15 protein-coding genes are annotated in these 13,544 nt (G+C 37.8%); 4 read left to right on the top strand and 11 right to left on the bottom strand.

Features of this window, described 5'->3' with window-relative positions; all coding sequences use genetic code 11:
- Nucleotide 1 precedes the first annotated feature (1 nt).
- The gene (locus BM143_RS04850; RefSeq protein WP_090023460.1) at nt 2–1,042 is read left to right on the top strand and encodes a hypothetical protein; all 1,041 of its coding nucleotides are present in this window, start codon (nt 2–4) and stop codon (nt 1,040–1,042) included.
- Between the two features lie 160 nt (nt 1,043–1,202).
- On the opposite strand, the gene BM143_RS04855 is transcribed toward BM143_RS04850, so the two are convergent.
- The 11 genes from BM143_RS04855 to gldB form a co-directional block, all read right to left on the bottom strand.
- Nucleotides 1,203–2,624: a CCA tRNA nucleotidyltransferase gene (locus BM143_RS04855; protein WP_090023887.1), complete on the bottom strand. Its 1,422-nt coding sequence runs from the start codon at nt 2,622–2,624 to the stop codon at nt 1,203–1,205.
- 220 nt (nt 2,625–2,844) lie between these two features.
- Complete coding sequence (locus BM143_RS04860) at nt 2,845–3,393, bottom strand: L-threonylcarbamoyladenylate synthase (protein WP_034730528.1); 549 nt, start codon at nt 3,391–3,393, stop codon at nt 2,845–2,847.
- A 269-nt stretch (nt 3,394–3,662) separates the two neighbouring features.
- Nucleotides 3,663–4,169, bottom strand: a complete 507-nt coding sequence (locus BM143_RS04865; RefSeq protein ID WP_090023462.1) for a DinB family protein — start codon at nt 4,167–4,169, stop codon at nt 3,663–3,665.
- Nucleotides 4,170–4,247: 78 nt separating this feature from the next.
- Complete coding sequence (locus tag BM143_RS04870; protein WP_090023464.1) at nt 4,248–4,700, bottom strand: GNAT family N-acetyltransferase; 453 nt, start codon at nt 4,698–4,700, stop codon at nt 4,248–4,250.
- Between the two features lie 9 nt (nt 4,701–4,709).
- Complete coding sequence (locus tag BM143_RS04875; protein WP_034730520.1) at nt 4,710–5,192, bottom strand: nuclear transport factor 2 family protein; 483 nt, start codon at nt 5,190–5,192, stop codon at nt 4,710–4,712.
- A 19-nt stretch (nt 5,193–5,211) separates the two neighbouring features.
- The gene (locus tag BM143_RS04880; protein ID WP_259838675.1) at nt 5,212–6,354 is read right to left on the bottom strand and encodes a cystathionine gamma-synthase; all 1,143 of its coding nucleotides are present in this window, start codon (nt 6,352–6,354) and stop codon (nt 5,212–5,214) included.
- Between the two features lie 11 nt (nt 6,355–6,365).
- Nucleotides 6,366–6,926 (bottom strand): hypothetical protein, encoded by a 561-nt coding sequence (locus tag BM143_RS04885; protein ID WP_090023466.1) that lies wholly within the window; start codon nt 6,924–6,926, stop codon nt 6,366–6,368.
- A 28-nt stretch (nt 6,927–6,954) separates the two neighbouring features.
- Nucleotides 6,955–7,284, bottom strand: a complete 330-nt coding sequence (gene gldC / locus BM143_RS04890; protein ID WP_034730514.1) for a gliding motility protein GldC — start codon at nt 7,282–7,284, stop codon at nt 6,955–6,957.
- Between the two features lie 28 nt (nt 7,285–7,312).
- Nucleotides 7,313–9,511 carry a thioredoxin-like domain-containing protein gene (locus tag BM143_RS04895; RefSeq protein WP_090023888.1) on the bottom strand — a complete coding sequence of 733 codons (2,199 nt, stop codon included), beginning with the start codon at nt 9,509–9,511 and terminating at the stop codon, nt 7,313–7,315.
- Nucleotides 9,512–9,518: 7 nt separating this feature from the next.
- On the bottom strand, nt 9,519–10,421 hold the full coding sequence (locus BM143_RS04900; RefSeq protein ID WP_090023468.1) for an ABC transporter ATP-binding protein: 903 nt from the start codon (nt 10,419–10,421) through the stop codon (nt 9,519–9,521).
- 131 nt (nt 10,422–10,552) lie between these two features.
- Entirely contained in the window at nt 10,553–11,536 is a 984-nt protein-coding gene (gldB, locus tag BM143_RS04905; protein ID WP_090023470.1) for a gliding motility lipoprotein GldB, read from the bottom strand.
- Between the two features lie 55 nt (nt 11,537–11,591).
- Between gldB and BM143_RS04910 the strand changes: the two genes are divergently transcribed.
- The 3 genes from BM143_RS04910 to BM143_RS04920 are packed head-to-tail and all read left to right on the top strand — an operon-like array spanning nt 11,592 to nt 13,302.
- Nucleotides 11,592–12,230 (top strand): leucine-rich repeat domain-containing protein, encoded by a 639-nt coding sequence (locus BM143_RS04910; protein ID WP_228430690.1) that lies wholly within the window; start codon nt 11,592–11,594, stop codon nt 12,228–12,230.
- 9 nt (nt 12,231–12,239) lie between these two features.
- On the top strand, nt 12,240–12,767 hold the full coding sequence (locus tag BM143_RS04915; RefSeq protein ID WP_090023474.1) for a GNAT family N-acetyltransferase: 528 nt from the start codon (nt 12,240–12,242) through the stop codon (nt 12,765–12,767).
- A gap of 1 nt (nt 12,768) precedes the next feature.
- Nucleotides 12,769–13,302 carry a GNAT family N-acetyltransferase gene (locus BM143_RS04920; protein ID WP_185116530.1) on the top strand — a complete coding sequence of 178 codons (534 nt, stop codon included), beginning with the start codon at nt 12,769–12,771 and terminating at the stop codon, nt 13,300–13,302.
- Nucleotides 13,303–13,544: the final 242 nt, after the last annotated feature.

Genomic DNA, 13,544 nt, shown 5'->3' on the forward strand with positions numbered 1-13,544 from the left:
TATGAAACTGAACAAACTTCTACATTTTCTTTTTGCTTTTATACTTCTTGCAGGCATTGTATCCTGTAGCAACGATAATGATGAACAGGAGGTATTCTATGGCAACGGTTTTTTAATCGCTAATGAAGGTACTTACGGAAAACCTGAAGGGGACGTAACTTTTGTAAGTGCAGACTTAAATCTTAAACAGGATAATGTTTTTGCACTTAACAACGGAGCGGCTAAATTAGGCGATGTTTTACAGATGATTGCTTTCAAAGGTGAAAACGCTTATCTACTATTGAATAACTCCAACAGAATCCAGATCGTAAACCGTTATAACTTTAAAGGCGCAGGTGAAATTAAAGCTGAACTTAATTCTCCCCGTTATATGGCTTTTGCCAACAACAATCTTTATGTAACGAATGATAAATATCAAGGGGATAAGTTTGTAAGTATTTATAAAGCTTCAGATTTTTCTTTCATTAAAAAGATTTCTTTCACAGATGCTGTTGAGAGAGTAGTGGAAGCAGGAAACAATATCTTTGTACAGAATGCTTCATTCGGTTTTGGGAACAAAATCACTTATATTAATACTTCTACCAACGATATACAGTCTACCATCACATTACCAAACGGAAACATCAATAAAATTATTTCCAACAATCAAAATGTGTATGCTATTGCCGGTGGAACTACAGATTCTTACATCTATCAGATCTCAAGCACAGGTAGTATTACAAAAACTACTACTTTAACTGGTATTGCCAATGGAACCAACCTTGAGATTTCGAATGGTAAATTTTATTTCTCTTCAGGAAAAAATGTGTATACCATGGATATGACTGCTACTACAGCACCTACATCTCCTCTATTTACAGTAGCAAACAGTGTAGATAATTTCTCTGCTCTGTATGGATTCAGTGTGATCAATGACAAAATTTTCACTTCGGATTCCAATGGATTTACCCAGGCCAGCAAAATTGTGGTTTATTCCACTACAGGATCTGTTATAAGAACATTTACTGCAGGTATAGGTTCAAACTCAGTTTACGCAAACTAAGATATTAATACTTCGGTATTATCTATAAATTTTTATTTTTTTTCATCATTTGTGTTTTTTATCAGGCCGCTTCGAAGAAGTGGCCTGATTTTGTTTTGTAGCATATATAAAAAGCTTCGGCGGGACAAAGTCCCGCCGAAGCTTAATTATTTAGTTTAATTTAATTGTATTTCAATCCCAGTTTTTCTGCCTCAGCGATCACAAACTTTTCAGCTTCTTCCTTATCATTAAGGATCTCACCTTCCAGAATCGCTTCCTTCACTTTCTCTTTCAGGATTCCGATTTCTTTTCCGGGTTTAAGATTAAACATCTGCATAATCTCTTCTCCGGTAATGGGTGGCTGGAAATTACGTACCTGATCCTTCTCTTCCACTTCCTTGATCTTCACCGCAACATATTCGAAATTCTTTTTGAATCGTTCCTGCTTTTTGGAATTTTTGGTGGTAATATCTGCCTTACACAACGTAAAGAGATCTTCAAGGTTTTCACCGGCATCGAATAAAAGCCTTCTCAATGCGGAATCTGAAGCATCATCCGTGATCAGGGCAATTGGTCGTGAGGAAAGTTTGACCATTTTCTGAACATATTTCATGTCACTTCCCAGCGGCTGTTTCAGTCTGTGGAAAAGGGTTTTCACCATTTTTGAGCCTAAAAACTCATGACCATGGAAAGTCCATCCCGTTCCTTCCACGAATTTTTTGGTTGGCGCTTTACCCACATCATGCAGTAATGCCGACCAACGCAGCCAAAGGTTGTCTGTATTTTCAGAAATATTGTCTACGACCTCCAACGTGTGGTAGAAATTATCTTTGTGAGTCTGCCCTTCTACTTCTTCCACTCCTTTCAGCTCGATCAACTCGGGAATGATCAGTTTTAGAAGACCCGTTGCTTCCATTAATCCTAGGCCTACAGATGGTTTTTTGGACATCATGATCTTGTTGAATTCCACCATGATTCTTTCCATAGAAACGATCTTAATCCTTTCTGCTTCCTGTTTAATGGCGTTCAGAGATTTCTCTTCAATCACAAAATTCAAGGTAGATGCAAAACGAACCGCTCTCATCATCCTTAACGGATCATCAGAATAGGTTTGGGCCGGTTCCAAAGGTGTTCTCAAAATACCTTTTTCAAGATCTTCAACCCCGTTGAAAGGGTCTATAAGCTCACCGAAGTTAGTCTTATTTAAAGAAATTGCCATTGCATTAATGGTAAAGTCTCTTCTCTTCTGATCATCTTCCAGTGTTCCGCCTTCTACTTCAGGCTTGCGGCTGTTCTCGGTATAACTTTCTTTTCTGGCGCCTACAAATTCCAGCTCAAGATCTTTATATTTGATCATAGCCGTTCCGTAGGTTTTGAAAACAGAAACTTTCAATTTAGGGTCAATATCATTCGCTACAGTTTGGGCAAGCTCAATACCGCTCTGTTCTGTCACAAAATCAATATCCGTAGAGGCCGTTCTCTTCATCAAAAGATCACGGACATAACCACCGACAATGTAGACGGACTGGTTGTTTTTTTCCGCAGCATCAGCAATGATTTTGAATAGTTTTAAGTTTTTATTTTGGGTAAGATTAATTTTCATCGTTAATAAATAGATCGTCTTTTTTCCGCCCATGTATCTTTTCCATTAATCATAATGGGCGTACATTGTATTAATTTTTCTTTCATCATCAAAGAAACAGGACTTTCACATCATGTTTATCCATTATCCAGTTTAAGAATGCAAAGATAGAAATTAAAAAAAAGAAATCCTGCCGATATAGATTGACAAGATTTTAAAATGAAGGAATTATTATAGAATTTTACTCACGAAGAACCTTGATTCTATTATCACTCCATATCTTGATCACGGAAGATCCTGAATATTTTGAAACTTTCTCTCTGTCTTCTTCCACTGCATAATCTACCAGCTTAATCATTTCCGGAGAAATATCCGAAAACTTCAATGGGCTTTTATCACCACTGAAATTGGCCGAAGTAGAAACCAAAGGTCTGTTTAGTTTGGTGATCAGTTTTTTACAAAAATCTGTTTTTATCAGCCTGATACCAATGCTTCCGTCTTCAGCAAGTAATTCTTTCGGAAGTCCGCGGGGATTTTCATAAACAATAGTAACCGGTTTTTCGCTAAGGTCAATGATTTCCCATGCCATTTCCGGAACATCCACCAAATCCTGAAGCCTCTTTTCAGATTCTACCAGAATGATCATGGATTTGTTTTTTTCCCTTTTTTTGATGTCAAAAATTTTATTGACCGCTTCTATATTGGTAGCATCACAACCTATTCCCCAGATCGTATCTGTAGGGTAAAGAATCGTTCCGCCGGATTTGAGTATTTCAACAATATTTTCCATAATTTAAAAGGTATTAAAACCCGTGGATAAAGGTAAAAAAACGGAAAGGTTCAGCCAAAAAATATGGGCTAAATGTTTGGTTTGGGTGATTTTTTTAGGTTTTGGCTAAAGCCGTGTTGGTGTGATTTCCATAAAAAAACGGGCTAAAGCCCGTTCCTATTGAATATTTTTTCTTTCGTTACGATTTATTAAAGCACAGACATTTTCTATATCCACCGTCTTGTTTCTTGGTTCTTGTTTCTTGGCTCTTAAATCTTGGCTCTACACCTCTATTTCACACCCGGCAAATACCTCTCTTTAATAATGCTTAAATGATGATAATTGTGTCCCACAATCAGTTTCCCGATTGTTTCCACAGCCAGTTGATTGCCGTTGGCTATACCTGTATTATTCAAAACACCGGGTTCAAGGGTTTCAATGAGGATTTGTGAAGATTTTCTCACAAGTTTATATTCTTCCAACAAGGATTCTAATGATCTGTTATTGGCAAAAGAAGCCGCAGCATATTCTTCTTCATCAAAGCCCGGCAATTGGGCTTTATCTCCTCTTGCAAAGGCCAGAATTCTGTATTGGAATATTCTTTCGGTATCAGATATATGGAGCAAAAGTTCTTTCAGCGTCCATTTTCCGTCTGCATACGCAAAAAGAGATTGTCCTTCTGTAAGAGCAGCATATATTTCTACGGTTTTATCTCCTGATATTTTTAATTCTCCGATCCAGTTCTCTGAAGGGATCTGATCCAGATATCTTTGTACGTATTTTTGAAAATCAGACATGGGTTTTTAGTTATAAGTGATGAGTGATAAGTAATATTTCCAATGAAATTCACAATTGACAATTGACCATTGACCTTTTTAATTCTTCCTGTTCGTCCATTCATAGAAATTCACAGAGTCGTAGAGTTCGAAGCCGCAGGCGGGATATAATTGGTTTCCGACGTCGTTGGTTTTCCCTGTTTCCAGAAGAACACCACAGGCATTGGATGATCTGCACAACTCTTTGGCTTCTTCGATCAGTTCTTTTGAATACCCTTTTCCTCTATAATTTTCATTGACATAGAGATCGTTCAATAACCAATAGCGCTGCATTCTTGTGGATGAAAATATCGGATACAACTGGACAAATCCAGTCAACTTACCTTCTTCCTCTACCACAAAAATTTCAGAATCTTTGTGATTTATTCTTTCCCTTAGAAAATGTTCAGCTGCGGGAATATCAGATTCTTTGTGATAAAAAATCCTGTATTGATCGAATAATTCCGCCAACTGAATGATATCGTCAATGGTTGCTTTTCTGGTGCTTTTCATATGGACTGATTATAAATGATGATCGTAGCTCAATACCCTTTTCATCTTCCACTGCTTATCTTCCTGAATCCAAAGAATCGTAAATTTCGCCCGGCTTCCCTGATTCCATTTTCCATCTGAAAATTCGAAGAAATCATGTTCTCCTTCTTCTATGAAAGCGTACAGAACATTATTGTTGTATAAAGGATAAACTTTCATGCTGTTGGGCACAAGGTCACGCTTTACTTTGTTTCGGTTACCACAGATATTATTTTTAATGGAAGCGGTAAAAGCAGGCTCACCGGAAGTAATTCCTCCTTTATCATGATAAAACTCCAGGTCTTTGCTGACTATAGATTTATAATGAGAAAGATCACATTTATTAAATCCTATATCAAATATCAAACTGTCCAGCTTTTTGGCTGTTTTATACAGTTCATCGGTAGTTTTTACCTGCGAGTATACAATCTGACTAACAAAACTTAAGATCAAAAAAAATTGAATCTTTCTCATTATATTTTATTTTAAGGTGTTAAGAAAAAGCTTTCTCAAGATCTGCGATCAGATCTTCTGCATCTTCGATACCCACGCTTAAACGAACTAAGTCGTCTGTAATCCCAAGTTCCTCACGTTTATCGGCAGGAATGGAAGCGTGTGTCATTAATGCAGGGTGATTGGCTAAAGATTCTACGCCTCCTAAAGATTCAGCAAGAGTGAAGACTCTAACTTTCTCAAGGAATTTTACAGCATCTTCTTTTTTACCGGATTTGAACGTGAAGGAAACCATTCCTCCTGATTCTTTCATTTGGGTTTTAGCCAGCTCGTACTGAGGGTGAGATTCCAATCCAGGGTAAATTACTTTATCCACTGCAGGATGCGTTTCAAGATATTTGGCTACAGCTAGTCCGTTATCTGAGTGACGCTGCATTCTTAATGCCAATGTTTTGATTCCTCTTAAAACAAGATAAGAATCGTGAGGTCCTAAAATACCTCCGCTCGCAAACTGAATAAAGTGAAGTTTTTCTCCCAGTTCAGCATCTTTTGCGATCAATGCTCCGGCGATAACATCTGAATGTCCGCCTAGATATTTTGTAGCTGAGTGCATTACGATGTCTGCTCCCAGATCAATAGGTCTCTGGATGTATGGTGTTGCGAACGTATTGTCTACAGCAACCAGGATATCTTTTCCTTTTGCCATTTCCACTACCGCTTTGATGTCTACCAGTTTCATCAGAGGATTGGTAGGGGTTTCTACCCAGATCAGTTTTGTTTTGTCTGTAATTACATCAGCAATCTTCGAAACATCATCGAAATTCACGAACGTAAATTTAAGCTGATATTTTTCGAAAAGTCTTGTAAACATTCTGTAAGTTCCTCCATAAAGGTCATCCACCGCTACTACCTCATCACCTGGATTCAGTAATTTCAAAACACAGTCGATGGCAGCCAGTCCTGAACCGAAAGCAAGACCTCTTGCTCCGTTCTCAATGCTTGCCAAAGAGTCTTCCAATGCCTGTCTTGTAGGGTTGGCAGCTCTTGAATATTCATATCCGGAATGCACTCCCGGGCTTTTCTGTGCGAATGTAGAAGTTAAAAATACAGGAACATTTACAGAACCTGTTGCAGACTCATGATGCTGCCCTCCGTGAATTACTTTTGTATTAAAATTCATAATATTTTTATTTTTTATAAGCCTCCCATGAAAAAATCAAGGCTCTTTGACACGTTATCGGATTTTCTTTTCACTTCCAGCTTTCCGTTAAAGGCATAAGCCAGAACTTCTATATCTTCGGGAACTTTATCAGGAACAGTTGTGGTAAAAGAAGCCAGATATTCACTGTTTTCATATTGATCCTTACCTGTTTCTTTCAATTCCTCAAATTTTCCGTTGATTTTGAGAATTATTTTTTTCAGGGAATCATCTATATAAGCAATATCCGAGCCGTTTCCTTTAATGAAATCATCCATTGTGGGAACAAGCTCCATAATAGATTCACCTTCCATATCGTGGGGATGAAGGCTTCCCTTCAACATCGCAGCAGGAATCTCCTTTTCTTTGAATAAAGCGATGTCCATAGCCCTGTTTTCAGAGACTTTCTCCGTTCCGGAAACTTCAGTATTTTCAGAAGCCGGAAGTTTTTCCGCTGTTGCAGCAGAATCCGGTGTTTGGGTTTCTTTAAGTTCAGTTTTTTTACTGCATGCGGCCAACAATACCGCTGTACTGATGAGTAAAAGTGCTTTTTTCATATAATTTTGTGATTGGTGTGGAGTTTTGCTATACCGATCTGATGGCTGATTTAATAGCGAATTCATCTGCTATCTGCTCAAGCCATTCTGCTACATCCTCTTCTCCGGTAGCTCTCTGGTACGTATTCCCTAAAGATACCAAAATCTGGTGAATAAACATCTTCATCTGATCTACCGGCATTTCTTTGGTCCAAAGATCGATTCTTAAAGCTTCCATTGTTTTATCATCCCAAACAGAGATCATCGTCGCTTTCGTTTCCTCTTTCTCCACACCGCCATCCTGAGCGTTCCATGTTATGCTTTCAGGAATGTGGTTCTCATCCAACTCTACATCTATTGTAATCTGAGTTTTTCTCATATCAATCTAAAATTTTTCCGCAAAGTTACTACTTCTTAAGCTTATCTAAAATTTCTACGAAATTATCTTCATCAGGAAATGGCGTATTAAAATTAAAAATCTTCCCTTCCGGATCTATAATGATAAATCTTGGAATAGACTGTATCCTGTATTTGTTCATAAACTGCTCTGCATTGGTAAGCCAGAACTGGGGAACATTGGATTTTTTGGTCTTCAGATAATTCTGCCATTTGGATTTATCCTGATCCAGACTTATTGAAATAAACTGAATATTATCATAATATCTGTTCTGATAACTTCTGGTCTCAAATACAGGGCGGATCTGCTTACAAGGCCCACACCATGTCGCCCAGAAATCGATCACTACATATTTTCCTTTATATTTTGAAAGTTGAATCTTTTTGTCCTGATCATTCAGCAGCATAAGATCCGGAAATACAGAACCTTTCTGTGACCTGTTGATCTGATCAATCTTGGAATACAGCATTCCTTTATAATCCTTATCACTTACTTTTCCAATTTCAGCAGCAAAAAGTTTGTTTCTCGCCAGGCTGTCTGTTTGCAACTCAATAGCTTTCGCAAGGTGTTTAGCCATCAGTTGGTCTTTGGAAATTCCTTTAGGCATCTGATTAATCTTTACAAACAGAATGCTGTCCGGATTTGAGGCCTGATCTTTATCTGAAAGCAATTGATCCAATTTATACTGAAGAAAGCTGTCATCCTTACTTAAAAGAGGTCCCGGCTTCTGAATATTTTCATTAAGTTCTTTCATAAAAGCCGCAGGAGCCGCAAATTTCGGATCGTTCCATGAGGTCATTTTCCTGTAATTATTGATCTCATTCAGGTATTCGATGGCCATCAGCTGTCTTCTGTATGCTTTATAATCTTCTGAAAGGGCATTATTTTCCGGATCGGCAAAAACATTTAAAATCCTTTTGTTGTCCTTCCAGTCAGATTCTGCCAGTTCATAAAATTTTTGTGGATCATTATTGTAATTTTGTCTCTCAAGAGCATAACTGAATTCGTTACCAAAAGAATTTTCCGTATTTCTATATACCTGGTCAGCCTTTCGGTTAGATTTGACATAAGATACCATATTCGCTCCGTTGAATTGAATTTGAAAATCAAACCAGTCACCACTGCCCATGAAAACATCCAGTTTTTTATTCCCGACTTCCAGAACATATTCATCCAGCGGAACCGACTTTGTAGTCATCCAATTGAATGTATTGTTTTTAACTGCCGCAGCTCCGATCTTTTTGTGGAAATCCTTGGAATAAATCCTTACGGAATCGATTTTAAGATCCGTTTCCAGTTTTCCTTTAATCACAACACCGGCTCCGTCACTCTGATAGGATTTTGGTTTTTTAAACATATAAAGAAATCCTCCAGCAATGATTAGTGAAGCTACCGAAAATATAATCTGCTTTTTACTTTTTAAGAACGCATTCTTAAATCCTTTTTTGCTGTACCAGAAATAGCCTAATGCAAGAAAAACAACCATCCAGAAAAGACTCATGTATTCTGAATAGGAGATAAAATGGTTCAGATTTCTCACTTCCGGCGCTTTCCAGAAAGCATATAATGAACTGTAAGGATTGAAGAAATAAGACTGTCTCTGTACCACAGACGTAATATTGGAAGCCAGCCCAAGCATACCGATCAGGAATGACCAGATAAAGCCCTGGAATACCACGGAAACACAAAGCTGTAAAGCGGCAATCCCCAAAATGGTCACACCAACCCTTACAAAAGTCTGAATCATCCAAACCGCATCGAAAGTCAATAGTTTAGCAGGATCCGGATGGATATAATAATCTGCAAGTGCTAAAACAATATTAAACCCGAAGTAGGAAATCACACAGATAAAACTCAGTAACAGTAAAACAATATATTTCGAAAAATAGAAATCAAATCTGCTTACCGGCTGCGTCTCCATCAGTTGCCAGCCATTATTTTTATGATCAGTCTGTGCTATTCTGTTGGCGGCAATGATGACAAACAGAAGCAGAATAAAAAAGACGAAAGATTTAATGGCATCTCCTCCTATCGCATCTTCAAAAATGGAATACGGAAGATCCCCTTCCTTTACCATCCGGGATTGGAAAAAACCGGGTACATAACTTATCAGAGGAATCAGGGCTCCTAAAACGATAGCGATATAAGTCAGTCCCAGACCTTTAGTTTTCAGCCATTCTACATTGATGGCGGTGAATAATTTTTTCATCTGTGTTTTAGTTTTTAGTGATTTCCATGAACCAGTCTTCCAGACCCGCACTGTTTTTAATTTCGAAAATTTCAGCATCATTCAGGACCAGTTTTTTGATCAGAGACGCAATATTCTCTTTAGACTCAGCTGTAATTTCAATGGTGGATGAGTCAATTATTTTAGGGGAGTAGCTTTCCGGAATCTGTACTATAAATTGTGGTGCGTTGTTCAGTCCAATTCTGATGTGGTCATATCGGTAAAGTTCGTTCAGATCTTTGATGCTTCCTGCAAAACGGATTTCACCATGAGAAATAATGGCAAGATGGGTGATCATTTTTTCAATTTCCTGAAGCAGGTGACTCGAAATAAATATAGTGACACCTTCATCCCTGTTAAGCTTGATCAGCAGTTCACGCATTTCCAGCATTCCGTTTGGGTCAAGGCCGTTCACCGGTTCATCAAGGATCAGCAGCTCAGGTTTCCCCAAAAGAGTCATCGCGATGGAAAGGCGCTGTTTCATTCCCAGAGAATATCTTTTCATCTTCATGTGTCTGCTTTCCCAAAGGTCTACAAGATGAAGCACCCTTTCACATTCCGGTTCCGGCAGGTTTCTGAGTCTGGAAATAATCAGAAGGTTCTCCCATCCGGAAAGATGGTCATAGAATGCAGCAGTATCTATAAGACTGCCTATCTTATGGAATCCGTCAGGATAAAGCTCTGCCAGATTTTTATCAAATATTTTAATAGCCCCGGATTCGTCAGGAATACTGCCGATCAGCATTTTCATTGTCGTAGATTTTCCGGCCCCATTGGCACCCAGAAATCCGAAAATACTTCCTTTCGGAACGGAGAGATTTATATTTTTAAGGACAGGCTTATTTCTGGAAAATTCAAAATTTAAGTTTTGAATCTGGATTATATTTCCCATAAATGTGTATTTCGTTGGAAGCAAAAATACAAATTAAACAGTAATATGCAATACAAAGTAGTATGTTTTTAAAAATTATTTCAAAAAAAAAGCCTCCAAACTGAATTGAAGGCTGTTATTTATGGTAATGATTAAGGCTTTTTAGGCTTATACACCGCTTCATTAAAGATTTTGGTAGCATCGAGTTTTAAAAATTCCTGTAGTTTCGTTTCCGGTTTCTGTCTGAAATAAGCTTTACAGATCTGCCATCCGGTAAAAATTCCGATCATAGGAGAAGACTCATTATCAATTTCCGTATAAAACTTTGAGAAAGGTCCGGGAGAAATGAAACGCTCTACCAGTCTTGGATCATCTCCGAAGATCAGGTTGCTTTCCACAAAATAATTCCAGATATTGGATTCATTGGCTACCGCCCATTCGTATTGCTTCTTGGTGTAATTCATTTTCAGATAATCCGGTGTATCAGGAAGGAAAGCATCCTGCAGCATCATGATTTTTCCGTTCAGAATCACTTTATCTATGAATTTCTGGTGATCCGGAGATTCCGTCACAATATTTTCAGCAAAGATCTGTGAAACTTTCGGAACAATATTCTGAGGATTCATTGATTTCTGAAAATAAAGCTCCAATCCTTTGTAATGGGCATTGCCATCACCCATAAACCCGGTAATATCTATGAACAGAAGATTTCCTTTTGAATCATAGAAAATAGGATCCTGAGCCATTTGCAACGCTGATGAAAACAGGTAAACCTTAGGGCTTTTGAACTGTGGGAAATAATACTTCATGTGAGCAAACAGATCCTGAAGTCCTTTCTGAATCTTTGCTTCATCTATTTTTCCGACGGCTTCTTTATAGATTTTGATCTCTTCCGCATCTGCTCTTCTTTTGCTGAAATCGGCATCAGAAACCGTTCCCTGAAACCATGGAAACTTAGCTTTAAACTGATCCAGAGGAATATCCTGGTTATAAAATTCTTTGGAAATATCAGTTACCTCCAATTTTTCCGCAGGTTCTTTTACTTCTACTTTCCATTGGTTTTCGGGCTCCTTTTTACAAGAATCCAAAGCAAGAACTAAAATAGACGAAACGGCAATAATTCTAAAAATCTTCATTATTTTTACATGAAATTTAAGGACACAAAAATAAGGATTAAAAACACAATCGGTGATGAAAATTAAAATATTTGCAAGCCTCGGCCTGATTATTTCAGGATTTTATCCTTTCAGTGCCCAAAAACTCAATTTTAAAGATAAAAACTTTGAAAAAGCTGTAATTGAAAATTTTGACCATAATAAAAACGGCTCAATGGAACAGCTGGAAGCCGACATGGTTACCAATCTGTTTCTGGTTCAGAAGGGTATACAATCAGCCGACGACATCAAGCTTTTCCCCAATGCAAAAATGATCATGCTGGATGACAATACTATTTCCGGTGTTTCTGTGGCCAATCTCCCCCGCCTCGAACTTTTTTCCTGCACGGGATGCAAGATGTCTTCATTTAAGGGACAAGGTCTCAAAAGCTTAGCTTCACTGTATCTTGACAATAATCTTCTGGAGAATATTTCACTGAAGGAAATGCCAAGAATTGATCAATTAACATTATCTTTAAATCAATTAAAAACCATCGATATCACCTCGCTCAAAAACCTGAGAAAACTGAACGTTGAACACAATAAGATCCAAAAACTTGATATCTCCGGAAATCCTACTCTTCAGACATTGAACGTAGGCGGAAATAAAATGAAGGAAACAGATATTAAGATGGGAACGAAGACCGACGTAACTATTTTTGGAACTGAGCCCTAAATTATAACTATGAAAATAGAAACAAAAAGACTGATTTTACGAAAACTTGAAGAAACGGATGTTGAAAGAATGTTTCTTCTGGACTCTGATCCGGAAGTGATGAAATACATCGGTGTTCCGGTACTTACAGAACCCAATGAATCATTAAATGTAATCCGAATGATCCAAAAACAATATGAGGACAACGGTACAGGAAGACTCGCCGTGATTGAAAAAGAAACCGGATTATTTATCGGCTGGAGCGGACTGAAACTGCTTACTGAGGAAATCAACGGATATAAAAACGTATTAGATCTCGGCTACCGTTATCTGCCAGAATCATGGGGAAAAGGTTATGCAATGGAAGCCGCAAAAGCCTCTCTTGATCTTGGATTTATTGATATGAAAGCGGATGTAATTTATGCTCATGCCCATTGTGAAAATAAAGGTTCCAATCATATTTTAACAAAATTAGGCTTTGAAAAAACCGGAGAATTCAAGGAACCGGACGGAATCTGTAACTGGTACGAACTCAAACGCAATAACTATCTGCCATAATATGCTGACGATAAGACAAGAAGAGGAAAAAGACTATCAAAAAGTATTCGGGCTTACGGAAGAAGCTTTCAGAAATATGGAGGAAAGTGACCATCAGGAACATTTTCTTGTGGAAAAATTAAGGAAATCTGATGCTTTCATTCCGGAACTATCTCTGGTTGCTGAAACTAAAGAGGGTGAAATCGCAGGTCATATTTTATTCACAAAACTTAAAATAGTGAATGGTGACGAAACATTCGAATCACTGGCGCTGGCCCCTGTTTCCGTACGTCCTGAATTTCAGAATCAGGGAATCGGAGGACATCTGATTCTTCGCGGACATTCCATTGCTAAGGAACTGGGCTACCACTCGGTCATCCTGATCGGGCACGAAAATTATTATCCTAAGTTTGGTTACGAAAAAACCAGTAATTTTGGAATCTCTTTTCCGTTTGAAATTCCTGAGATCAATGGCATGGCGGTTGAACTGACGAAAGACGGATTAAAAAATGTAAAAGGCGTAGTAAAATACCCTAAAGAATTTGGAATAGAATAGTAGCTAAGAGAACTTTTAAAATTATATTTTTTATAAACATGAAGAAGTTAAGATGTTTTTGATGTAGCTAAAGAAAGATTGTTTAAGAATTTGCCGATGGCAAAATGAAGCACATTGCTTAAAATATCGAAGATATGCTTAATCAATCTTTAAAGTTAGGATTCTAAATGCCTTAATGTTTGAAAAAAATAACGTTAAGAATTCTTTCAACATGACGAATTAAGAAGAATATTTTCATGTTG

Source organism: Chryseobacterium oleae (assembly GCF_900115055.1).
In the GTDB taxonomy this organism is placed as follows: Bacteria; Bacteroidota; Bacteroidia; order Flavobacteriales; family Weeksellaceae; genus Chryseobacterium; species Chryseobacterium oleae.